The sequence below is a fragment of the Acidovorax sp. genome (assembly GCF_046294525.1).
GTDB lineage: Bacteria > Pseudomonadota > Gammaproteobacteria > Burkholderiales > Burkholderiaceae_C > Acidovorax.
In genome coordinates this window covers 90,664-113,289 of sequence record NZ_JBKBKQ010000001.1, presented here as the reverse complement: position 1 = coordinate 113,289, position 22,626 = coordinate 90,664, and the positions used below count along the sequence as shown (strand labels likewise).

Here is a 22,626-nt window from a genome sequence, read left to right as displayed (position 1 = left end):
GACCTCGGCAGAGTTTAGGCCGAGGGCTTGGCAATGAATGCTTGCTTGCCTTCTGGGTCGAACCCAGCAGACGTATAGAAGCGCAGTGTGGCCTCATCCTTGCGTCCAGTCATCAGCATGACCTTGTAGCAATTATGTTCCCACGCGATTTTCACAGCCCTGGCAAGTAACGCCTTGCCGAGACCTCTGTTTCGATATGCCCTATGCGTGACGACGTTCTCGATGAGACCGTAGGGTCTGCATGCCCGAGTGAGGTTGGGAATGACTGTGAGGTTGCAGCTCGCGACAAGCTGTCCATCCAGGATGACTCCGAAGTATCGGAAATGTGGGCTGGATAGAAGTTCTTTCCAGACAGATTCGGCAATTGCCAAAGTCGGCACCGGATCATCAACCTCGTGCTGATCCGCGTAAAGCGCAAGCAACTCTTGAAGGTCAGGCTGATCAAGCTCTCGGATTTGCATTTTTCCGCTCGGTAGCGCCATACAAGCGCATCAATTCATCTTCTGAAACGCAGCTTCTGGCTGTTTGCGGCCCGTGATTGAGAATGCCAGATGCAGGTGTTCATGGTGCAGCACGGCCCGGAGATCAATACCGAAATGTGCAGAAGTTGCTATTACATTGATAGCTGTTTGCGCTTTGTCGGTAAGCGCTATGAGCACTTTTCGCTTAAACCCCTACCCTGAAAAATATATCGGCCGGTGTGCGCCCCCGTCTCGCTAAGATGCGCCCATTATCAAATTCAACAACGGAGGAGGTGGGATATGTCTGCAACCGCGTGGATTGTTCTGGGGTTTGCTGTGGCGGTGGTGCTGTGGGCCATTGCGGTCTACAACCGGCTGGTGCAGTTGCGCAACCGCATTGCCAATGCCTTTGGGCAGATTGATGTGCAGCTCAAGCGCCGCTACGACCTGATTCCCAACCTGGTGGAGGTGGCCAAGGGCTATCTGGCGCACGAGGCCGCCACGCTGGAGGCCGTGATCAAGGCCCGCGGCCAGGCCGTCAACGCTGCGGGTGCCGCGCGCGCAGCGCCCGCCAGTGCCAACGCGCTGGGCGCGCTGGCGGCGGCCGAAGGCGCTCTGGGCGGTGCCTTGGGTCGGCTGATGGTGGTGGCCGAGGCGTATCCAGACCTCAAGGCCGACGCCACCATGCAGTCGCTGTCCGAAGAACTCACCAGCACCGAAAACCGCCTGGGCTTTGCGCGCCAGGCCTACAACGACCAGGCGCTGGAGTTCAACGACAAGGCCGCGCAGTTTCCCGACCTCATCGTGGCGCGCCTGATGGGCTTTCCCACCGTGCCCATGCTCGAATCGACGCGCAGCGAAGAAGAGCGCGCGGCACCGCAGGTCCGGTTTTCTCCTTGATAACTGTGCCTTGGCTTGGAGGGCGGCGTACGCCGTGAGCCGGCGCATGCGGCTCGACAAGAGCGCCGGCTTGCTGGTGCCGGTCCGCGCGCGGTGACTGTCTAAAAACAAGAGAGAAGAGAGGGGTGCCATGAAATTCTGGGACCACCAGGCGGACGCGCGCAGCGAGACGCGCCGTTTGCTGCTGGGCTTTGCGATTTCGGTGGTTGTGCTGGTGGCGGCGGTGCACCTGGCGCTGGTGGTGGCCTGGTGGCTCATGGCCGTGCTGCTACCCGTGCGGCTGCCGTTTCCGGCCGGGTTTCTGGCCGCCAATGTGGGCGTATCGCTGATGCTGGTGCTGGGCGGCTGGTGGGTGGAAACGTCCAACCTGCGCGCGGGCGGCGTCAAGCTGGCCAAGCGTGTGGGTGCGCGCGAACTGCGGCCCTCGCTGTCGCATGCCGAGCAGCGGCTGTCCAACATCGTGGACGAGCTGTGCATCGCCGCCCACATGCCGCGCCCCGAAGTCATGGTGCTGCCGCGCACCGATGCCATCAACGCGTTTGCCGCCGGGTGGGATCAGAGCGACGCCGTGGTGGCCGTCACCCAGGGCGCGCTTGACTACCTGAACCGCGAAGAAATGCAGGGCATGGTGGCGCACGAGCTGAGCCACATCCATGAGGGCGACACGCGCCTGAAGATGCAACTGGCCGGCATGGTGTTTGGCCTGGAGCTGGTCTACAACTTTGGCGATTCGATGCGCGAGCGCCGTGGCCTGGCCTGGTGGTTTGGCTCGGCCATCATGGTGGCGGGGTTTGCGGGGTGGCTTACGGGCCGCCTGCTCAAGGCCGCTGTGTCGCGCCAGCGCGAGCATCTGGCCGACGCCCGCGCCGTGCAATGGACGCGCAGCCGCGACGGCCTGGGCGGCGTGCTGCGCAAGGTGATGGCCCAGCGCCGCAACACGCCGCCGGGGTACGAGCAGCACAGCCACACGGGGCTGAACCACCCCTCGGTGCAGCACATGCTGCTGGTGGACGTCGAAGGCGTGGGCCGTCTGGAGCGCCGCCTGGACTCGCACCCGCCGCTGGAAGAGCGCGTGCGCCGCCTCTACGGCCGCAGCATGCAGCCCATCAACGTCGAGCCCGTGGCCGCCGCGCCCGAGCCTGCCTGGCGGCCTGAGAGCGCGGGCTTGCCTGCCGGTGCAACCATTGCGTCCCTGGTGGACCCCTTCGCGCGGCACATGTAGGTGGTTTTTGATTGCGGTAGCGTGCGGTGGCATAGTGGACGCCTTTCAAGGAGGTCTCCATGGCCCGTGATGCCCGATTTCATCCTCAGGCACGGTCGCTGCGGTCAGCGCTGAACGCCGTGGACGAGCCATGACGTCCGCTGTACTTCACCAGGGCAGCTGCTTGTGTGGCGCCGTGCGCTACGAGGTCACGGCGCCGCTGCAAGCTGCGTCGCACTGCCACTGCTCCATGTGCCGCAAGGCGCATGGCGCCGCTTTCGGCAGCTATGCCACCGTGCGGCGCGAGCACCACCGATTTGTGCAAGGCCAGTCGCAAGTGCGCAGCTACCCTTCGTCGCCCCACGTCACCCGGCAGTTCTGCTCGGTGTGCGGCTCGCCGCTGCTGTGGCACAGCAGCGCCGCGCATGCGGATTGGGTGGCCGTGCCGCTGGGCACGCTGGATACGCCGTACACCTCGCCTCCTCAGAAGCACATCCACGTGGCATCCAAGGCGGGCTGGGTGATCATCTGCGACGGTTACCCGCAGCAAGCCGAGGGATAGAGTGACATGACTTCCGCCCACCCAGCATCACCCGCGCACTCCCGCTTCAACGTTTTTGGCCGCATCGTCGAGGTGCGGCGCGAGGGCGCGCTGTGGCAGGCCTACCGCGTAGGCATGGACGGCAAGCGTACGCCCGCGGGTTTTGTCATCCCCGACTTCGTGGCCGAGGATGAACTGGCCCAGTTTCTGGAAGACCTGTTTCACGAAAGCGCCTCGCCGCACAACGGGGACGTGCACCGCATCGGGTGAGACGGCCGGGTCTGGAACCTGTGGGCAGGCTGGCAAACGCGGTTCGCTTCTATTTTTATAGCTGCTAGCGCTTTATGGATAAGCGTTAGGTGGCAATTGGGCTCAATATTTACGCGCCACCGCCCAGCCGTCGGCGTCCGGGTTGCAGCAGCACCACCAGCGCGCCCGCGCCGCCGTCTGCGGGGCGCGCCTGCACAAAGGCCAGCACTTCCTTCTTCTGCACCAGCCAGCGCTGCACCCGGCCCTTGAGCACGGGCGTCTTGCCGGGGGAGCCCAGGCCCTTTCCGTGCACCACGCGCACGCAGCGCAGACCGGTGCGGTGGGCCAGGCGGATGAAGTTGCCCAGCGCCTCGCGCGCCTCGTCGGTGCGCAGGCCGTGCAGGTCCAACTGGCGTTGAATGCTCCAGTGGCCCGCGCGCAGCTTGTGCGTCACGTCGCGTCCGATGCCGGGGCGCCGAAAGCTGAGTTGGTCGTCCACGTCCAGCAGGGTGGACACGTCGAACTCGTCGCTGATGGCTTCGCGCAGTACGCGCTCTTCGTCCAGCCAGTGCTGCACGGGCAGGGGCTCGGGCGGCTGGGGCGTGTGCCAGCGGCGGTCGTGCTGGCCTTTCAGGGCCTGCACGGGGCCCACCGAGGTCTGGAACAGGTTCTGCTCGGCCCGGGCGCGGCGCTCGGCCTCGGCGCGCTCCTGCTGCAGCCGGGCTTCGCGCGCGGCTCGGTCCGCCAGCGCCTTGCGCAGGGTGTGCAGGTCTTGCAGGGATCGGGCTTGGAACGCGCTCATGGAAGGGACGGTTGTACCCCAACCGCCGCACCGCCCTCCGCAAAGGGCTTTGCCGGCGGACTCAGAGACTCAGAAGGTGTGAATGAATCCGGCGTGCCCGAGCAGGCCGCCAAAACACGCCCGATCTAGGCACAAAGCGCAGCCATGGCGCGGGCTATGGCGAGCACTTGTAACGACGAGCGGGTGCGTTTTGGCGGGATGAGCGGGCATGGCGGGTTCGTTCACGCCTTCTCAGGGCACCAGATATTCCGTTGCGATGAACTGGGTGCTCTGCGCGGGGTTGAAGTTGTCGTCGCTCACAAACACCAGCACGCGCCCGCCGCCTTCCGCAGCGGGCAGGCGCGGGCCCCAGGTCATGCCTTCGAGGTTGTCCACGTGCGGCAGGCCCAGCTGCGCGAAGTCAGCCACCAGCACCTTGGCCACAGGCGTGTGGTTGTCGGGCGCCAGCGCCGCAAGGCCCAGTGTGTCGCTGCCGCTGTCCAGGCGGATGCGGTACAGCCGCACCGAGTTGCCCACACCCAGCGTGTAGGCCCGCTCCAGCACCAGCAGGTGGTTGTCGCCGTCGGCCAGGATCTCACTCACGCCGTTGGTGGTGTAGCCGCCGGGCATGGGGCTTTTGTGCGGCACAGGGTCAGGCGGGTAGGCAACTTGGCGCAGCGCGCGGCCGCTGTCCACGTCGATGGCGGTGATGCGCACCGGGGCGCCGCCGCTGGCGGGCGTGGCGCGCGGGCCGTCCTGCAGCCAGGGGCCTTCCATGGCCAGCCAGGCGGTGCGCCTGTCGGGCGACAGCGCCAGGCCCTCCAGCGTGGCGTTGTCGCGCGGGCCGGTGCGGGCAGCGGGGCGGGGTGTAAACGTGGCGGGCAGGGCGTAGTCGCGCAGCAGCGCTCCGTCCGCCACCCGCGCGCTGCGCAGCGCGGGGCCAAAGCCGCGGGAAAAGTCGCCCTCGCTGGTCCACAAGAAGCTGCGCGCACAGGGCAGCCAGCGCACGGCCTCCGGGTCGGGCACGTCCACGCCTTCCACGGCACGGCGGCTGGGCGCATAGGGCTGGCCTGCGGCATTGCGCACGCCGACCACGCCCGTGAATTCCGGCGGCGCCAGCTGCGTGGCGGTGTAGCGGATGCGCGCGGTGTAGAAGCGCGCAGGGTCCAGGGCCGACCGGTCGTCGGACAGCAGCAGGTACTGGCCGCTTTCGGCGTCGTAGTCAATGCCCGAGAGACCACCCACCGTGGTGCCGCCATAGAGCCACTTGTGCTCCAGCGCGGCGTGCCCGATCAGGCGCAGACACGGTGGCGCGGCGCAGGCCGCAGGCGCTGCGTGCTGAGTCAACGGTGACGCGGCGGGGGCCGTGCAGGCGGGCAGCAGCGCGGATGCCGTTAGCAGGGCAGCAGCAAGAGGCAGGCGAAGCCGGGATAGGGTGAACAGGCGCATGGGCAGAAATGGTGAAAGCAGAGGATGAGCCTAGACCATGCCTTTCTCGGCCATCGACAGCGCCTGGCCCGGCGCCACGATCACGTGGTCCAGCACGCGCACGTCCACCAGGGCCAGCGTGGTCTTGAGGGTCTGGGTCAGTGCCTCATCGGCGCGGCTGGGCTGCACGCTGCCGCTGGGGTGGTTGTGGGCCAGCACCACGGCGGCGGCCTGGTGGTGCAGGGCGCGCAATACCACCTCGCGCGGATACACGCTGGTCTGGGTGAGGGTGCCGCGAAACAGCTCTTCCATGGCCACCAGGCGGTTCTGTGCGTCCAGGAAGAGCACGGCAAACACCTCGTGCCCCTTGGCCGACAGGTGCAGCTGAAGGTAGTGCTTGACGGCCTCGGGCGAGTCGAACACCTCGCGTTCGCGCAGCTGCTGGGCCAGGGCGCGGCGGGCCAGTTCCAGCACGGCCACCAGCTCGGCGCGCTTGGCGGGGCCCAGGCCCTTGATGCGTGTGAGGTCGGCGGCGCTGGTGTGCAGCAGGCCGGCAATGCCACCGAAGCCACCGCTCACTTTGCCGCTGGTGGCGTCCAGCGTGGGCGGGTCCAGCAGCTCCTGTGCCATCTGCAGCACGCCCTTGCCCACGATGCCCGTGCGCAGCAGGATGGCCAGCAGCTCGGCATCGGCCAGCGCGGCGGGGCCGCGGGCCAGCAGTTTTTCTCGGGGCTGGGCGTCGGCGGGCAGGTCTTTGATGGCCATGGAGCAAGGGGTGGGGGACGCACCAGCAGCGGCGGCGCGGGTAGGGCTTTGCCCGGTTTTCTACAATCGCGGGAGTTTATCGGGACCGTCATGACTACTTCTGCCGCCGCTTTGCCCACTGTTCAGCCGGGCTCCTTCCTCACCTTGCACTACCGCCTGGCCGGCCCCGCAGGCGATGTGATCAACACCTTCAACGACAAGCCCGCTACCTTGTCCCTGGGCGCAGGCGAGCTGTCGCCCGCCATGGAGCAGCGACTGCTGGGCCTGGCCGAGGGTACGCGCACCACCTTCGAGCTGCCTGCGGGCGAGGCCTTTGGCGAGCGCAACCCCGACATGCAGCAGTGGGTGGCCCGCAAGCTGATGAACGAGCTGGGCGACCCGCATGAAAAGTACAGCCCGGGCGACGTGGTGCAGTTCCCCACGCCCGACGGGCAGGGCAGCTATGCCGGCGCGGTGATGCAGGTGCGGGAAGACGGCGCCGTGCTGTTCGACTTCAACCACCCGCTGGCCGGGCAGCCGGTGACGTTTGAAGTCGAACTCATCGGGGTGCTGTGATGCAGCAAAGCCCCCAGGAGATTTTGCTGGCCGAGCCGCGCGGCTTTTGCGCCGGCGTGGACCGCGCCATCGAGATCGTGGAGCGCGCCATCCAGAAGTTCGGCGCCCCCATCTATGTGCGCCACGAAATCGTGCACAACACCTACGTTGTCAACGACCTCAAGGCCAAGGGCGCCATCTTCATCGAAGAGCTGGCCGACGTGCCGCCCGGGGCCACGCTGGTCTTCAGCGCCCACGGCGTGAGCAAGGCGGTGCAGCAAGAGGCCGAGGCGCGCGGATTCAGCATCTTTGACGCCACCTGCCCGCTGGTGAGCAAGGTGCATGTGGAGGTGGCCAAGCTCGCCAAAGAAGGCTACGAATTCATCATGATCGGCCACAAGGGCCACCCCGAGGTGGAAGGCACCATGGGCCAGCTCGACCACGGAATCCATCTGGTGGAAGACGTGGAAGACGTGGCCCGCGTGCAGCCCGCGCAGACGGCCAAGCTGGCCGTGGTCACGCAGACCACGCTGAGCGTGGACGACGCCGCCGAGATCACGGCCGCCGTGCGCGCGCGCTTTCCGCAGGTGCGCGAGCCCAAGCAGCAGGATATCTGCTACGCCACCCAGAACCGCCAGGACGCCGTGAAGCTGCTGGCCCCGCAGGTGGACTTGGTCATCGTGGTGGGCAGCCCCACCAGCTCCAACAGCAACCGCCTGCGCGAGCTGGCTGGGCGGCTGGGCACCCGGGCCTACATGGTGGACTCGGCAGAGGAGCTGCGCACCGAGTGGTTCGAGGGCGTCACCCGTGTGGGCCTGACGGCCGGCGCCTCCGCGCCCGAGGTGCTGGTACGCGCTGTGACCGACCGCATCAAGGCGCTGGGCGCGGTGTCGGTGCGCAAGATGGACGGCATCGAGGAAACCATCAAGTTCCCCCTGCCCAAGGGCCTGAAGATCGACGCGGCCACGGGCCTGGAGATCACCGAGCGCACACCCGAGACGGGGCCTGCGCGGGGCTGAATGCCCATTCGACAACGCTCATTTATTGATAGATGCTAGCGCTTGCTGCATAAGCGCTAGGGGCCATTTTTATATAAAAATCATGGCAAAAGGCGGCTGACGCGGTGGCCTACAGCGCCGCCGCCGGCCCGCTCCACAGGTCCAGCGGCGGGTCGGCCGCCACCGCGCGCAGGATGTCCGTGCGCGAGATGAAGCCCGACAGCACCCCCGCCTCATCCGTCACCGGCAGGCCCGGCAGGCCTGTGCTCAGCAACACGGCGGCCACGCGGCGCAGTTCAGTGTCCGCTGCCACGGTGGGCACGGGACTCACCATCACATCCGACACGGGGCGCCGGGCCAGGTCGATGGCCTGCTTGACGGCGCCGGGCTCGGGCAGCAGGTCCAGCGGCGCCATGTCCGCGCGCAGCAGCAGGCCGATCACGCGGCCCAGTGCGTCCACCACTGGCGCCTGCGCCACCCTGTTCTCGGCCAGCGTCTGCCAGGCGTCGTTCACGCGCACATCGGGCTGCACGCTCAGCGCCGTGGTGGTCATCACGTCGCTGACCCGGGTCAGCGGCTGGCGGGCGGCCTGCGGGCCTTGTTCGGTCTGGGCGTAGGCGCTCACGGCGTCCTGCATGCGCAGGTTGACCACGGCGGGGGGCGCGCTGGTGGCGTCGTTGGGGGCCGCAGCGTCGCCGGGCGCAGGGAAGGGCGGCGCAGGCACGCCCGCCACGTCCAGCGAGCGGGTGCGCAGCGCCTGGGGCCGCTGCACATTGCGCACCGCCGAGATGCGGGCCAGGTTTTCCGGGCCGCCCCGGTACATCTGGCCAGAAGGGCCGAAGACAAAGAACATGGTTTCCTCCTGCAGATGCCCCCGGGGGTGTGCGTCTCCTGGGCGGCGGGCAGCACTGTCCATGTTATCGGCACCCGGGCGCCAGGGCTGCAGTGCGCGCTTGTGTCCGCATGTGTCGGCGGACCTGGATGTGCCTGCCCGCGTTGCATGCGCGGGCCCTACACTGCTCCACTTTGCCTTTATTGCCCCTGGAGCCCCGCATGATTGACCGCGCCGCCATCGCCGCCGCCCGCCGCCACATCCGCGACCGCCAACCCCGTTTTTTGCGCACCACGCCTCTGATGCGGGTGCCGGGCACCGCGCTGGGGGTGGACTGCGCGGAGGTCTGGATGAAGCTGGAGCACCTGCAGGTGGGCGGCAGCTTCAAGGCGCGTGGCATGCTGTACCGCCTGCTGGCCAACCCCGTGCCCGACAGCGGCGTGATCATCGCCTCCGGCGGCAACGCCGGCATCGCCGTGGCAGCGGCGGCTCAGGCGCTTGGCGTGCGCTGCGAGGTGTTCGTGCCAGAGGTCTCGCCCGAGGCCAAGCGCGCCCGCCTGCGTTCGCTGGGCGCTGAGGTGGTCGTCACCGGCGCCGCCTACTCCCAGGCATATGAAGCCTGCGTGGCCCGCCAGAAGTCCACCGGCGCGCTGCAGGCCCACGCCTACGACCAGCCCGAGGTGGTGGCTGGCGCCGGCACCCTGGCCGCCGAGATCGAAGAGCAAGGCGGCTGCCTGCCCGACACGGTGCTTGTCAGCGTGGGCGGTGGCGGCCTCATCGCCGGCGTGGCCGCGTGGGTAGAGAGCCGCGCCCACGTCGTCGCGCTGGAGCCCGAGCGCGCCCCTACCCTGCACGCCGCCCGCGCAGCAGGCCAGCCGGTGGACGTGGAAGTGGGCGGCATCGCCGCCGACTCGCTGGGCGCGCGCCGCATTGGCAGCATCGGCTGGGAGGTCAGCCAGCGCCACGTGCACGACGCGCTGCTGCTGCCCGACGAAGCCATCCGCGCCGCCCAGCTGTGGCTGTGGAAAGAGCTGAAGCTGGCCGTGGAGCCCGCCGCCGCGCTGGGCCTGGCCGCTTTGCAGACCGGCGCGTACAAACCGCAACCGCAAGAGACCGTGGCCCTTATTCTTTGCGGCGCCAACTTCGATCCCGCAAGCCTCGCCTGAGCGCGCGCGTCGCAACTGGCGCGGCCCACGCCAGCGCCCCCGCGCAAGGGCCGCCCCGCCGCGCTGGGGGCGTCCCCCCTCTGGGGGGAAGGCGCGAAGCGACTCAGGGGGGCCTAAAATCTGTTCATGCTTGACATCCTTCTCCTCCGCAAAGACCTCGACACCGCCATCGCGCGGCTGGAAACCCGCAAAAAGCCCCAGGCCTTCCTGGACGTCTCCGCTTTCCAGGCCCTGGAGTCCGAGCGCAAGACGCTGCAGACCCGCACCGAAGAGCTGCAGGCCCAGCGCAACCAGCTGTCCAAGCAGGTCGGCATGCTCATGAGCCGGGGCGACAAGGACGGCGCCGAGGCCGTCAAGGCTCAGGTGGCCGCAGGCAAGGTGGAGCTGGAGCAATCCGCCGCCCGGCTGGAGCAGATCCAGTCCGAGCTGTTGGCCATGCTGGTGGCCGTGCCCAACCTGCCGCACGAATCCGTGCCCGTGGGCAGCGACGAAGCGGGCAACGTGGAGGTGCGCCGCTGGGGCACGCCCGCCCAGTTCGATTTCGAAGTGAAGGACCATGTGGACGTGGGCACCCCACTGGGTCTCGATTTCGACATGGGCGTCAAGCTTTCGGGCTCGCGCTTCACCGTGATGAAGGGCTCTATCGCCCGCCTGCATCGCGCATTGAGCCAGTTCATGCTGGATGTGCAGACGCAAGAGCACGGCTACACCGAGTGCTACGTGCCTTACGCCGTCAACGCCGACTCGCTCAAGGGCACGGGCCAGCTGCCAAAGTTCGAGGGCGACCTCTTTGCCGCCAAGAAGGGCGGCCAGGACGGCGAACCCGTGCCCGACAACGCGGCGCTGTACCTCATCCCCACCAGCGAAGTGCCGCTGACCAACTTCGTGCGCGACATGGTGGTGGCCGAATCCGACCTGCCCATCAAGCTCACGGCCCACACGCCATGCTTCCGCTCCGAAGCGGGCAGCTACGGCCGCGACACGCGCGGCATGATCCGCCAGCACCAGTTCGACAAGGTCGAGATGGTGCAGATCGTGCACCCCGACAAGAGCTATGAAGCGCTGGAAGAAATGACGCGCCACGCCGAGGCCGTGCTGCAAAAGCTCGGCTTGCCCTACCGCGTGATGAGCCTGTGCACCGGCGACATGGGCTTTGGCGCCGCCAAGACCTACGACCTGGAAGTGTGGCTGCCCGCGCAGAACACCTACCGCGAGATCAGTTCGGTGAGCAACTGCGAAGCCTTCCAGGCCCGCCGCCTGCAGGCCCGCTTCAAGAACGCCCAGGGCAAGAACGAGCTGCTGCACACGCTCAATGGCTCCGGCCTGGCCGTGGGGCGCACGCTGGTGGCAGTGCTCGAAAACTATCAGCGTGCGGACGGAACCGTCGAGGTTCCGGCCGTTCTCCGCCCGTACATGGGCGGAGTGTCGGAGCTTGCTCCGACTTGAGCGGATAGTTTCAGTGCAGGCTCACTTTCGCCACGCGAAAGTGAAGCGCAGCGTGCCGGAACTAAAACGCAGCGCGCGGACGGAACCGTCGAGGTTCCGGCCGTTCTCCGCGCGTACATGGGCGGTATGGCCTTGCTGGCCCCCGCAGCCTGACGCATCCCACTGATCCCTGCGCCTCAGGCCCTGCCCGCGACGGACATCGTGGACAGGGCCTCTTCTTTTGCGGGGCTGCCATGCCAGCGGCGTGCCGAATCGGGACAATGCGTCTATGACCTCCTCTGATCACACCCCTGAGCCCGCCTCCGCCAGCGCCCCCATCCGCCTCACCCAGTACAGCCACGGCGCCGGCTGCGGCTGCAAGATCAGCCCCAAGGTTCTCGATGTGATCCTGGCGGGCAGCGGCGCCCAGCACCTGGACCCGCGCCTGTGGGTGGGCAACGCATCGCGCGACGATGCGGCCGTGTATGCGTTGGACGACGAGCGCGGCGTGGTGTCTACCGCCGACTTCTTCATGCCCATCGTCGATGACCCCTTCGACTTTGGCCGCATTGCCGCCACCAACGCCATCAGCGACATCTACGCCATGGGCGCCGACCCGCTGATGGCCATCGCCATCCTGGGCTGGCCGGTCAACGTACTGCCGCCCGAGGTAGCCCGCGAGGTGGTGCGCGGCGGGCGGGCCGCGTGCGATACAGCGGGCATCCCGCTGGCCGGCGGGCATTCCATCGACGCGCCCGAGCCCATCTTCGGCCTGGCCGTGACCGGCGTGGTGGACAAGCGCCACATGAAGCGCAACGACACGGCCACCGTGGGCAGCCGGCTGTACCTCACCAAGCCGCTGGGCATCGGCATCTTCACCACGGCAGAAAAGAAGGCCTTGCTGCGCCCGCAGGACGTGGGCGTGGCGCGCGACGTGATGTGCACCCTGAACCAGCCCGGCAGCCGCTTTGGCAAGCTGGCGGGCGTGACGGCGATGACCGATGTCACCGGTTTCGGCCTGCTGGGGCATCTGGTGGAGATGGCCGACGGCAGCGGGCTCACGGCGGTGATCGACACCGCTGCCGTGCCGCGCCTGCCGGGTGTTGAGCACTACTTGCAGCAGGGCTGCGTGCCCGGCGGCACCCTGCGCAACTTCGACAGCTATGGAGCGCGCATTGCCCCCATGGCCGACGCGCACAAGCACCTGCTGTGCGACCCTCAGACCAGCGGCGGCCTGCTGGTGGCGGTGGCGCCTGAAGGCGAAGCCGAGTTTCTGGCCGCTGCCGCTGCGTTGGGCCTGCATCTGCACCCCATCGGCAAGCTGGTCGCTCAGCGGCCCCTGGCTGTCGAGTTCGGCGGATGACCGACAACCTCAGCGACCTGCGGCACATCTTTTTGAACGATGTGCCCATGATGGATGTGCGCGCACCCGTGGAGTTTGCGCAGGGCGCCTTCCCCGGCGCGGTGAACATGCCGTTGATGAACGATGAAGAGCGCCAGAAGGTGGGCACCTGCTACAAGCAGCAAGGCCAGCAGGCCGCCATAGCGCTCGGGCATGCGCTGGTGTCGGGTGAAGTCAAGCGCAGCCGCATCGAGGCCTGGGCTGCATTTGCGCGGGCCCACCCGCAGGGCGTGCTGTACTGCTTTCGCGGCGGCCTGCGTTCGCAGATCAGCCAGCAGTGGCTGCAGGCCGAAGCCGGCATCGCCTACCCCCTTGTCGCTGGCGGCTACAAGGCCCTGCGCACTTTCCTCATCGAGACCACGGAGGCGGCCGCGCATGAGTGTGGCTTTGTGGTGCTCAGCGGCTCCACCGGCACCGGCAAGACCGAGGTGATTACTGCGCTGCCGCACGGCATCGATCTGGAGGGCCACGCCAACCACCGCGGCTCCAGCTTCGGAGCGCGGGCCACGGCGCAGCCCACGCAGATCCAGTTTGAAAACCAGCTGGCCATCGACTTTTTGAAGAAGCGCGCACAAGGCCACGCCGGGTTTGTGCTGGAAGACGAAGGCAAGCATGTGGGCAGCCGCGCGGTGCCGCTGCCGCTGCGCCAGCGGCTGGAGCAGGCGCCTGTCGTTTACCTGCACGACGCGTTTGACGCCCGGGTGCAGCGCATCCTGCGGGACTACGTGGAGAAGCCTTGTGCAGAGTTCACGGCCCTGCTCGGTGATGACGCAGGGTTTGAGGCCCATGCGGCGCGTTTGCTCGCCAGCCTGGACAAGCTCTCGCGCCGCCTGGGTGGCGCGCTGCACCAGGGCCTGCGGCAGACGCTGCAGGCCGCATTGCAGCAGCAGCGCCAGGGCGCGGGCTTGGCGCTGCACCAGGACTGGATCGCCGCCCTGCTTCAGCATTACTACGACCCCATGTACGCCTACCAGCGCCAAGGCCGTGCGCTGCGCATCGTGTTTGAAGGCGACCGAGCCGCTGTCATGCAGTACTTGCTTGACCGCGAAGTTCGCCGTGTAGCTTGAAGTGGCGTGCAAAAGCGCGGTGCACCGTGCCACGCCCCGCAGTTGCCAGTGTTTTGCTATTGAATAGATAGCTTCCAGCGCTTGATGGATAAGCGCTAGAGGCACTGTTTGCTCATATTTTCCTCGGCGCAAGCGGTTCCAAGTCTTGTCGTCGTTCGTTCACACCTGCGTCACGCCGAGGTCGCACGATCGCGCGTCTTTCACTCCTTGCATCGCGCGCCATGAAATTCCGTTCTGCTTGCAGCCTGTGGGCCACCGGCCTTCTTCTTCTCACCCTCACCGCCTGCGGAGGCAGCAGCGACGACGGATTTGCCTACCCGTCCAAAGAAGGGGCTGCACTGCCTTTCAGCACGCTGCAAACCCTGGGCAATGCCGACCGCACCGCCATCCGCAATGGCGGCTTTGGATCGGCCATGGCTCCGCACCCCACACTGGCCGGGCACTTCTATGCGCTCACCGACCGGGGACCCAACGCCGACCCGCTGGCCGGCACGTTGCCCGGCGGCAAGTTCTTCCCCACGCCGGGCTTCACGCCCCACATCGGCTTGTTCAAGCTGGACGACAAGGGCCAGGCCACCCTGGTGCGCACCGTCGCGCTGAAGGACCCCAAGGGCCGGTCCATCACGGGGCTGCCCAATTCGGCCTTCGGCTCCACGGGCGAGGTGGCCTACAACCTGGATGGCAGCAAGGTCACGCTGGACCCGGATGGCAGTGGGGCGCCAGGCTTTGACGAGAGCGGCCTGGACCCCGAGGGCCTGGTGGCCCTGCCGGACGGCAGCTTCTGGGTGAGCGACGAATACGGCCCGCACATGGTGCACTTTGACGCCAGCGGCAAGGAAATCGGCCGCATCAACCCGTTTGCGGCCGACCCGCGCAACCGCGCCGGCCGCATGCTGCCGCCCGAGCTGGCCCGCCGCTGGCCCAACCGCGGCATGGAGGGCCTGGCCATCACGCCCGACGGTAAGACCCTGGTGGGAATCATGCAGTCCAACCTCTACAACCCCACCTCGGCCATTGGCAGCATCAACCTCACGCGCATCGTCACCGTGCACCTGGAAACGGGCGCACGCGCCCAGTACCTCTACAAGCAGGATGCTGCGGGCCTGGCCAACTCCGACATCGTGGCGCTCTCGGCCACCACCTTCCTGGTGATCGAACGCGACACCAAGTTCTTCGGCCGCGACACTGGCACGGTGCGCAAGAACCTGTACAAGATCGACATCGCCAAGGCCACCAATGTCGATGCACTCACCAGTCCGCTGAACGATGCGTCCATCGTCCGCGACCCTGCTGCGGGTTTGCTGGTGGGCGGCAAGACGCTGGAGCAGGTGGCCAAGGACGGCGGCACCGACAACAACTTTGCCGCCGGCTGGGCCGCGCTCGCGGAAGCAGGCATTCAACCTGTGGCCAAGACACTGGTGTATGACGCCGTCAAGGAGATGTCCTACCCCCACGACAAGATGGAGGGCCTGTGGGTCATCGACGCCAACCGCGTCGGCATTCTCAATGACGACGACTTCGCCATCGAGCCCGACGGCAAGGGCGGCGTGCGCCAGAAGGTGCTGGGCAACGGCAAGGTGGATGCCAACACGCTGTACGTTGTCCGGCTCGCCGCGCCGTTGTATTGATTGAAGCGGTCGGCACCGGCATGACCAGCCCGTCGCAAACCTTGCTATAATCTGAGGCTTCGAGCGGAGAGGTGGCAGAGTGGTCGAATGTACCTGACTCGAAATCAGGCGTAGTGGCAACACTACCGTGGGTTCGAATCCCACCCTCTCCGCCAAATATTGAAAAAGCCCTGCAGTTCTTGCGAATTGCAGGGCTTTTGTTCGACCTGGGTTCGGACGGCAGGTTGTTGTTGCGGCGGTGGGTGCGCCGAAACGCGGGTGCGGTAGACAATTGTTGACTTTTGCCACATTGACGGCTGCTGCCCGGGTTCGCAAAATTTGCGGGTTTTGCGTTGTGCCCTGGCCATTCGGTGGTGTCAGGGATGTCTCAGGCTCTCGTTCGCCCTCGTGTCCGGCGAGAGGCCGCCTGCCCAGCACCGGGGCGTCACTTGCGGGGAAGATTCGAAACTGATGCAGTTGATTGCCTGAAATCTCCGGGGCGCGCAGCCCCTGCCAGGCGGGCGCACGGCGCGACGTGCCTGGTTCCCTTTTCTTCCCTTCCCTTCCCTCGTTGTCCCGAGCTTGCCGAAGCGCTGGCCTGCCGCGCGATCCGCGCGTGCGCGCTTTCCTCGTATGACCCAGAACCCCCACATCGACGCCACGGCGTTTCAGCAATGCGCGCATGGCCGCGCGCGCGCAGACACCACGGACCACCCTGCGCCGCGTGGCGATGACCCGGGTGTTGCGCGTTCTCCCGCCGCCGCATCCGCTGCGAGCACAGGGGTGGCACCTCGGCAGGGGTTCTATGTCCCGGTGCGCTGGAAGTTTGTGCTGGCACTGCTGGCCGGGATGGCGTGGGCGGGATTTGCCGTTTATGCGGCCGACCTGTGGATTCGGGATTTGGGCACGGTCATCGGCGCAACGGCGGCGCACCTGGTCATCTACGGGATTGCCGTTGTGCCGGGGTTCATGAATGCGTTCCTTATCGTGAGCCTCCTGCTGGACAGGCGACCGCCGGCGAAGAGCGCTGAGGCGGGTCTGCCCGGAGTCACCATCCTGGTGGCGGCATACAACGAGGAGGCCAGCATCGTCTCCACCATCGAAAGCATCGCGCGCCAGCAGTACCAAGGGCCCTTGCAGGTGGTGGTCATCAACGACGGCTCCAAGGACGCCACCGCCCAAAAGCTGGCGGGCCTGGACTACCCGTGGCTGCAGGTGTTGAACCTGGAGCGAAACGTGGGCAAGGCCAACGCGCTCAACGCCGGCCTCGCGCTGGTTCAGCACCGCCTCACGATCACGGTCGATGGCGATTCGTACCTCTACCAGAACGCACTGCGCAATCTGGTGGGCCGCTACATGAGCGACCCCGCCAACACGCGCGCCGTGGCGGGCGCGGTGCTGGTGCGCAACTCGCGCAAGAACATGGTGACTGCCATTCAGGAGTGGGACTATTTCCACGGCATCGCCGCCATCAAGCGGCTGCAGAGCCTGTACCAGGGCACTTTGGTGGCGCAGGGTGCATTCTCCATCTACGACACGGCACTGCTGCGCGAGATGGGGGGGTGGCCCCATACGGTGGGCGAGGACATTGTGCTGACCTGGGCGATTCTGGAGCGAGGGCACCGCGTGGGGTTTGCCGAGAATGCCTGCCTGTTCACCAATGCGCCGGAGACTTGGGGGCAGTTCATCCGCCAGCGCCAGCGCTGGTCGCGCGGGCTCATCGAGGCGTTCAAGTCGCACTGGCGGCTGTTGTTCAAGCCCCGCATGACGACGCTGTTCATTTGGTGGAACCTGCTGTTTCCCTACATGGACCTCGTCTACACCTTTGCCTTCATCCCCGGCCTGGTGCTGGCGCTGTTTGGGGTGTACTGGATTGCCGGGCCCATGACGCTGCTGGTGCTGCCCCTGGCCATGCTGGTCAACTACCTGATGTACAGCATCCAGGTGAAGATGTTCACCGAACAGGGCCTGAAGGTGCGCCGGAACGTGCCGGGATTCATCTTTTATGCGCTGTTTTACAGCGTCGTACTGCAGCCAGCCTGCGTGGTGGGCTACATCCAGGAAGTCGTGAGCCGAACCAAGAACTGGGGCACCAAATGATGATGAGAAAGACGATTTTTTGGGGCGCATTGACCGCGTTCGCAGGGTTGTTGTCGGGCGCGGCGGTGCACGCGCAGTCGGTGTCGGGCAGCTTCTTTGCCAGCGAAGACTCGGACGACTTCCGCGAAAGCAAGCAGACGGTGGGCTACACCGCATCGAGCGGCTGGGGGCTGCGGGCCGGGGCCATGCGCTACACCTCGCCCGCGTGGGCGGCCAGTGGCCAGATGCTGGCGGGCACCTTCCAGCGCACCGATGACCGTCGCACTATGGACGCGTACCTGGGCGCCGCCCGCGTGGCGGGTTTCGACTATGTGGTGGGGGGGCTGGACTACATGGAGCATCTTCGCCCCGGCACATCCCTGGGCGTGAGTGTGGAGCGTGACCTGGTGAACTCGGTCCGTGGCATTGACACCGGGACGCACTTCACAGCCCTGGCGCTGGTGCTGGACCATGCCTTCAGCCAGCGCTTCAACGTGGGCGTGGCGGCCGGGACTGCGTTGTTTTCCAATGACAACAACCGCCCCATTCTGCGCACGCGCTGGAACTACTCGCTCAATGAAGACTATGGGCTGAACCTGTTTCTGAAAACCCGCAACTATCACAACACCAACCCTTATCGCCGAGAGTATTTTTCTCCCGACCGGCTGAGCGAGGTTTCGGCAGGGTTGTCCGCCCGTTTTGCAGTAGCGCAGGCTGCGGTGCTGAGCGCCAGCGTGGATGCGGGCCAGCAACGTATCGACGGTGCGTCGGAGCCCATCTGGCGTGTGGCCGTTGGCTTGGGTGCCCGCCGCAATGACAGGGTGCAATGGTTCGTGGGCGTGGAGGCGAGTGACGCGGCGCCCCTGTTCTCGGGCCAGGCAGGCTCGTACCGCTACACCAGCGCCACGGCGCGCGTGACTGTGCCGTTCTGACGGCCGAGCCGGCGCAAGGCCCGGTGCCGGCTACCCGGCCGTACTGCTGCGCACGCGCACCGGCAGTACCAGTCTGAACTCCGCCCCTTGGCCCACATCGCTGTCCACCTCCAGCGTGCCGCCGTGGCGCTGCACCACGGTGTGCACCAGGGCCAGTCCCAGCCCGATGCCTGCGACGGACGGATGGCTGCGGTCGTGCAACCGCTGGAATGGCGCAAACAGCTGCCCCTGCAGTTCGGGCGCAATGCCTGGCCCCTGGTCCCGCACCGACACCACCCAGCGGCCGCCCTGTAGCGCGATGGCACAAAGCACCTTGCCGCCGACAGGGCTGAACTTGACGGCGTTGTTCAGCACGTTGGCCAACGCGCGGCACAGCAGGGCGCGGTCACCCAGGCTGGGCGCGGTGTCCGGCGTGTGTGTGATGGAAATGTCCACCTCCGCATCGCGCGCCTGGGCCCAGGCGTCATCCACCGTCTCAGCCAGCACGGCCACCAGGTCCAGCGGCGCCATGCGGTATTCCTGCGCCTGGGCGCTGGCCAGCTTCACGAAGTTTTCCGCCATGCCCAGCGAGGTCCGTGCGTAGCGCTCTATGCGCTGCATCAGCTCCGCGGCGGACATGCGGTCGGGGTAGGCGCGGTGCATTTCCAGCAAGGTCAGGATGGAGGCATTCGGTGCCCGGATGTCATGCGAGATGAAGTGCATGGCCTGGTCGCGCTGCTGCAGCGCACGGCGCATGTCGGTGATGTCCACCAGCGTGATGAGCCAGCCCGCCTGGGCCAGGTCCGTGAAGGGCTTGCACTGCACCAGCAGGCTGCGGTCCTTGGCATCGCGGCCTTCCACCTGATCGGGCAAGTCTGCCTTGCGCAGACCCTCGTGGGTGAGGACGGGCTGGTGTGTGCCCATGTGCACCAGGTCGTGCAGCAACTCCACCGCAGAAAGGCCCTTCAGCGAGACTTCTGCGTCGCCCGCCACGTGGATGCGCGCAGCCAGGTTTGACAGCAGGATGATCCCCTGCGCGTCGCATACCAGGGTGGGGGCGGGCAGCTGCTGCAGGCTTTGGCTCACGAAGTGGTGCAGTTCGCGCAACTGGCGCGACGCGCGCTCCACCGCGTTGATGCGCCGTTCCAGGAAGTCGGTGGTATCGCCGGGCCGCTTGCGCGCCCGCATGTGCAGGCCGTCCTGCTGCAGACGTTCCATCTCCAGCCGCAAGAAGTCGGCAGCCGCGCTCAGGCGTCGCCAGCTCCAAAGCGGGTAGGCCAGCGCCAACCCCACCAAAGCAGCCGAGGGTGCAACCTGTACGCCCGCCGCACCCGGCAGCGCCAGGCTCAGGACCAGCGTGGCGGCTGCCAGGCCTGCCGTGGTCAGCAGGGCCGCCAGGGGGCCCAGCAGCAACAGTGACACCAGCGCACAGGCAACGGGAAGCAGGTTGAATGCCAGATTCAGCGGCCGTGAAGCCGGCTTGATGTCCACGCCAGCCAGGCGCCCGTCCAGCACGTGCGAAACCACCTCCACCCCGGGCATCAGCCGCGACTGCTGGCCGACCGGGGTGGCAAACATGTCGCCCAAGCCCGAAGCTGCGGCTCCCACCAGCACATACTTGCCACGAAAGGCGTCCTGCGGAACATCGCCGCGAAGAACATCGATGTAGGAATACGTGGTGAAGTGCGACGGCCCGCCCGCAAAGGGGACGAGGGTGCGCCCCATGCGCTGCCAACCGGCGCTGGCGGGGGGAGGCTGGCCGTGTACGGACTGGGGGGCTGGCAAGGGTGCGGCGCTGTTACAGGGGGACTTCCTGTCGGCCACGCACTGCATGGCCAGGCTGAAATGCGGCCATGCGGCATCTTCGGGCCCTTCGTGCAGGTACAGGCTGCGCACGACACCATCGCCATCTGGCGCCACATGGACATGGCCCAGCCCTGCGGCGGCTTGGGCAAAGGTGGGCCAGGGCAGTTCTGCGGCATCGCCCCCAGCGCCGTAGCCGCGCCTCACCAAGGGGAGCACCACGCGGCCACTGCGCTGCAGGGCATCGGCCAGCAGCACATCGTCCTGGGGGTAGTCCAGGTCTTCTTCGTTGAACAGCACGTCCATGCCGATCACGCGCGGGTTCTGTGCGGAGAGGCGATGGATGACCTCGGCATGCAGAGCCCTGCGCCAAGGCCAGCGGCCGATGGCCGCAATGCTGCGGTCATCGATCGCCACGACGGCGATGTCCGGGTGCGCGGGGCGTGACAGCAGGCGCAATCCCAGGTCCTGCACCAGGTGGTTGGTCCGGACCAAGCTGCCAGGGGCGCTGAGCCAGGCCACCAACCCCAGCAGCGCAGCGGCCAGCAGCGTCCATTCCAGTCTTCGCCTTTGACCCCGGTCTCGGGCAAAGCTCAGCATGGCCGGGTCAGCCGTGGCAGCCGGGTGACTGGGGGCACGCTGCGGTGCACGTCCTTGATCAAGGCCGCACCACCGGCTCGCCGCTGGAAGTGGACACCGGCAAGCCCGTTCCGGTGCTGATGCCGGAGCCCACGCGGATCTGCCGGGGCGGCGAGAAGTCGCTCTGCAGGCCCGTGGGGTCGAGCACCTGGATGCGCACCAGGTATTCGCCCCCCGGCAGGTTGCTGCCGACCCACTCGGGCGTGTCCAGCGTGGTGTCCAGGGTGATCTGCTCAAACGCGGGGTCGGTCTTGGGCGCCAGCTGCAGGCGGAACCGTTGCCCGGGCTGGGCTGGCCAGTGCAGGCGCACCGTGGTGTCGCCGTCCTGGGCCTGCAGGGCCTGGGCGGACAGCGTGGCCGGGCGGTCCGCTACGGTAAAGCTTTGGGCAGGTGCAAACGGCCCTTGGTCTGGCTGACCATCGGCCGCCTGCAGCAGGCTGGCCATGCGCCAGAAGTAGCTGCCGGGCGGCAGGCCCGCCAGAGAGAGCCGGCACTCAGACAAACGCTGCTCGTCACGCAGGGGGGCGCTGAACTGTGCATCTGTCGCCACCTGCACGCGGTACCACCGCACACCCGGCACCTGTGTGCATTGCAGCTCGCCGATGCCGGTGGCCATGATGGCGCCAGGCGCAGGCTGCTGGTGAAGGGGTGCCACGGGCCGCGTCTTGATGACGATGGGATGCACGGCGGGTGTGCCAGCGATGCCCGCGTCGTCCACGCCACGCACCGAGAGGAAATAGCGTCCGTCATCCAGCGCCTTCCAGCGCAGCTGGCCACTGTCGAAGCGGCCATGGCGCAGCACCTGCGTGAAATCCGCGTCCCGTGCCACCTGGGCGATGTAGCGCACGGCGCCGGGCAGGGTTGGGATGTTGATGGCCAGCAGGCTTGCGTCGCCCAGCGCGGGCGGAATGCCGGAAGTGTCAGGCGCCGCCAGGAGTGCGCGCGGTGCGCCCAGCGTGCGGTCCGTGGCCACGGCCAGGCCCTGCCCGGGGGAGAGCATGGCTCCGGAGTGGGAGGCGCCGGCTGCGGACCCGGCCGCGTTGTCGTCGCTGCGCGCCTGCACCGCCACCGACCCGCTCAGTACCGAGGCCGTTGTCTGGCCCGACTCGGCCGTGTTGACTTGAAAGCGCGTGCCGCGCACGCTGGTCACAGCCACAGGGGTGCGGATCTCCATGCGGCGGAAAGGCTCAGCACTGGGCGGAACAGTGGTTTCCACTTCGCCGCTGCGCATTTCCAGCACCGACTGCACGCTGCCCGCGCGCCCCCGGCGGCGCAGTTGACGCAACTGCAGTTCGGATTGCGCCTGCACGCGCACCACCGTGCCATCGGCCAGCCGCACCGCTACAAACCCGTCGGCCCCCACCTGCAGCGCCGTGCCCTCTGCCAGGGTGCCGCCCTGTGCCACCGGCACCGCCGTGCCTCCCGCGCGGGGCTGGGCTGTGACGGGGCCCTGAACAAATTCCACCGTGGCGGTTTCCGCAGGCTGCAGATGTGCGGGAATCCACACAACCGAGCCGGGCTGCAGGCGGCGTGGGTTGGCTACCTTGTTGCGCGCCTGGAGCAGAGGCCATTGCCGAGGGGCAGCGAGATAGGTGCGCGCCAAGCCTTCCAGTGTGTCGCCTTCCTGCACCGTGTGGGCAATTTCATCGGCCTGGGTCTCGGCATCGGCCCCGCCGCTGGGGTTGGCGTGTACCGGGCCGCAGGCCAAACCGGCCCACGCACCCAAAACAAGTGCGGCAGCGGCGTGCAGCACCCAGGTGCCGTGCCAGGGGGCGTCGAAGTTGCAGGTGCGTGGACGACGGGTCGTGCCAGGGAGGACGTTGTTGTTCATTGCCAA

At 67.1% G+C, this 22,626-nt stretch carries 20 protein-coding genes and 1 tRNA gene; 14 read left to right on the top strand and 7 right to left on the bottom strand.

The features are described 5' to 3' along the window. Positions 1–14: 14 nt before the first annotated feature. Positions 15–461 carry a GNAT family N-acetyltransferase gene (locus tag ACK4HJ_RS00465; RefSeq protein WP_409826694.1) on the bottom strand — a complete coding sequence of 149 codons (447 nt, stop codon included), beginning with the start codon at positions 459–461 and terminating at the stop codon, positions 15–17. Between the two features lie 300 nt (positions 462–761). On the opposite strand from ACK4HJ_RS00465, the gene ACK4HJ_RS00460 reads away from it, so the two are divergent. The 4 genes from ACK4HJ_RS00460 to ACK4HJ_RS00445 all read left to right on the top strand — a co-directional run bounded on the left by ACK4HJ_RS00460 (position 762) and on the right by ACK4HJ_RS00445 (position 3,373). Continuing rightward, positions 762–1,361: a LemA family protein gene (locus ACK4HJ_RS00460; protein ID WP_409826692.1), complete on the top strand. Its 600-nt coding sequence runs from the start codon at positions 762–764 to the stop codon at positions 1,359–1,361. 130 nt (positions 1,362–1,491) lie between these two features. Then, positions 1,492–2,583: a M48 family metalloprotease gene (locus ACK4HJ_RS00455; RefSeq protein ID WP_409826690.1), complete on the top strand. Its 1,092-nt coding sequence runs from the start codon at positions 1,492–1,494 to the stop codon at positions 2,581–2,583. A 130-nt stretch (positions 2,584–2,713) separates the two neighbouring features. Next, positions 2,714–3,124 (top strand): GFA family protein, encoded by a 411-nt coding sequence (locus ACK4HJ_RS00450; protein WP_409826688.1) that lies wholly within the window; start codon positions 2,714–2,716, stop codon positions 3,122–3,124. Between the two features lie 6 nt (positions 3,125–3,130). After that, on the top strand, positions 3,131–3,373 hold the full coding sequence (locus ACK4HJ_RS00445) for a hypothetical protein (RefSeq protein ID WP_409826687.1): 243 nt from the start codon (positions 3,131–3,133) through the stop codon (positions 3,371–3,373). Between the two features lie 109 nt (positions 3,374–3,482). Here ACK4HJ_RS00445 and ACK4HJ_RS00440 read toward each other — a convergent pair whose 3' ends face one another. The 3 genes from ACK4HJ_RS00440 to radC form a co-directional block, all read right to left on the bottom strand. Next, positions 3,483–4,154 carry a Smr/MutS family protein gene (locus ACK4HJ_RS00440; RefSeq protein ID WP_409826686.1) on the bottom strand — a complete coding sequence of 224 codons (672 nt, stop codon included), beginning with the start codon at positions 4,152–4,154 and terminating at the stop codon, positions 3,483–3,485. A 231-nt stretch (positions 4,155–4,385) separates the two neighbouring features. Beyond that, positions 4,386–5,582, bottom strand: a complete 1,197-nt coding sequence (locus ACK4HJ_RS00435) for an esterase-like activity of phytase family protein (protein ID WP_409826685.1) — start codon at positions 5,580–5,582, stop codon at positions 4,386–4,388. A gap of 30 nt (positions 5,583–5,612) precedes the next feature. Further along, positions 5,613–6,326: a RadC family protein gene (radC, locus tag ACK4HJ_RS00430; protein WP_409826683.1), complete on the bottom strand. Its 714-nt coding sequence runs from the start codon at positions 6,324–6,326 to the stop codon at positions 5,613–5,615. A gap of 90 nt (positions 6,327–6,416) precedes the next feature. Between radC and ACK4HJ_RS00425 the strand changes: the two genes are divergently transcribed. Together ACK4HJ_RS00425 and ispH are read left to right on the top strand one after the other, a co-directional pair. Next, entirely contained in the window at positions 6,417–6,881 is a 465-nt protein-coding gene (locus ACK4HJ_RS00425; protein WP_409826681.1) for a peptidylprolyl isomerase, read from the top strand. Continuing rightward, on the top strand, positions 6,881–7,879 hold the full coding sequence (gene ispH, locus ACK4HJ_RS00420; RefSeq protein ID WP_409826679.1) for a 4-hydroxy-3-methylbut-2-enyl diphosphate reductase: 999 nt from the start codon (positions 6,881–6,883) through the stop codon (positions 7,877–7,879). The genes ACK4HJ_RS00425 and ispH overlap by 1 nt, the downstream gene beginning before the upstream one ends. A gap of 109 nt (positions 7,880–7,988) precedes the next feature. Here ispH and ACK4HJ_RS00415 read toward each other — a convergent pair whose 3' ends face one another. Beyond that, positions 7,989–8,711 (bottom strand): HPP family protein, encoded by a 723-nt coding sequence (locus tag ACK4HJ_RS00415; protein WP_409826678.1) that lies wholly within the window; start codon positions 8,709–8,711, stop codon positions 7,989–7,991. A 200-nt stretch (positions 8,712–8,911) separates the two neighbouring features. Between ACK4HJ_RS00415 and ACK4HJ_RS00410 the strand changes: the two genes are divergently transcribed. The 8 genes from ACK4HJ_RS00410 (at position 8,912) to ACK4HJ_RS00375 (ending at position 18,368) form a co-directional block, all read left to right on the top strand. Beyond that, positions 8,912–9,856: a threonine/serine dehydratase gene (locus ACK4HJ_RS00410; RefSeq protein WP_409826677.1), complete on the top strand. Its 945-nt coding sequence runs from the start codon at positions 8,912–8,914 to the stop codon at positions 9,854–9,856. A 126-nt stretch (positions 9,857–9,982) separates the two neighbouring features. Next, positions 9,983–11,302 carry a serine--tRNA ligase gene (gene serS, locus ACK4HJ_RS00405; RefSeq protein WP_409826675.1) on the top strand — a complete coding sequence of 440 codons (1,320 nt, stop codon included), beginning with the start codon at positions 9,983–9,985 and terminating at the stop codon, positions 11,300–11,302. Positions 11,303–11,570: 268 nt separating this feature from the next. Continuing rightward, entirely contained in the window at positions 11,571–12,644 is a 1,074-nt protein-coding gene (gene selD / locus ACK4HJ_RS00400; protein WP_409826673.1) for a selenide, water dikinase SelD, read from the top strand. Further along, positions 12,641–13,750, top strand: coding sequence for a tRNA 2-selenouridine(34) synthase MnmH (gene mnmH, locus ACK4HJ_RS00395; RefSeq protein WP_409826671.1), 1,110 nt, complete (start codon positions 12,641–12,643; stop codon positions 13,748–13,750). Before selD ends, mnmH begins: the two co-directional genes overlap by 4 nt. Positions 13,751–13,971: 221 nt before the next feature. Continuing rightward, positions 13,972–15,378 (top strand): esterase-like activity of phytase family protein, encoded by a 1,407-nt coding sequence (locus tag ACK4HJ_RS00390; RefSeq protein WP_409826670.1) that lies wholly within the window; start codon positions 13,972–13,974, stop codon positions 15,376–15,378. A 65-nt stretch (positions 15,379–15,443) separates the two neighbouring features. After that, positions 15,444–15,533 (top strand) — tRNA-Ser (locus tag ACK4HJ_RS00385). 457 nt (positions 15,534–15,990) lie between these two features. Continuing rightward, entirely contained in the window at positions 15,991–17,457 is a 1,467-nt protein-coding gene (locus tag ACK4HJ_RS00380; protein ID WP_409826668.1) for a glycosyltransferase, read from the top strand. After that, a complete protein-coding gene (locus ACK4HJ_RS00375) occupies positions 17,454–18,368 on the top strand; it encodes a hypothetical protein (RefSeq protein ID WP_409826666.1) in 915 nt (304 codons plus the stop codon). The genes ACK4HJ_RS00380 and ACK4HJ_RS00375 overlap by 4 nt, the downstream gene beginning before the upstream one ends. Positions 18,369–18,398: 30 nt before the next feature. Here ACK4HJ_RS00375 and ACK4HJ_RS00370 read toward each other — a convergent pair whose 3' ends face one another. Then, entirely contained in the window at positions 18,399–20,750 is a 2,352-nt protein-coding gene (locus ACK4HJ_RS00370) for a CHASE2 domain-containing protein (RefSeq protein WP_409826664.1), read from the bottom strand. Between the two features lie 58 nt (positions 20,751–20,808). After that, positions 20,809–22,620: a FecR domain-containing protein gene (locus ACK4HJ_RS00365; protein WP_409826662.1), complete on the bottom strand. Its 1,812-nt coding sequence runs from the start codon at positions 22,618–22,620 to the stop codon at positions 20,809–20,811. Positions 22,621–22,626: the final 6 nt, after the last annotated feature.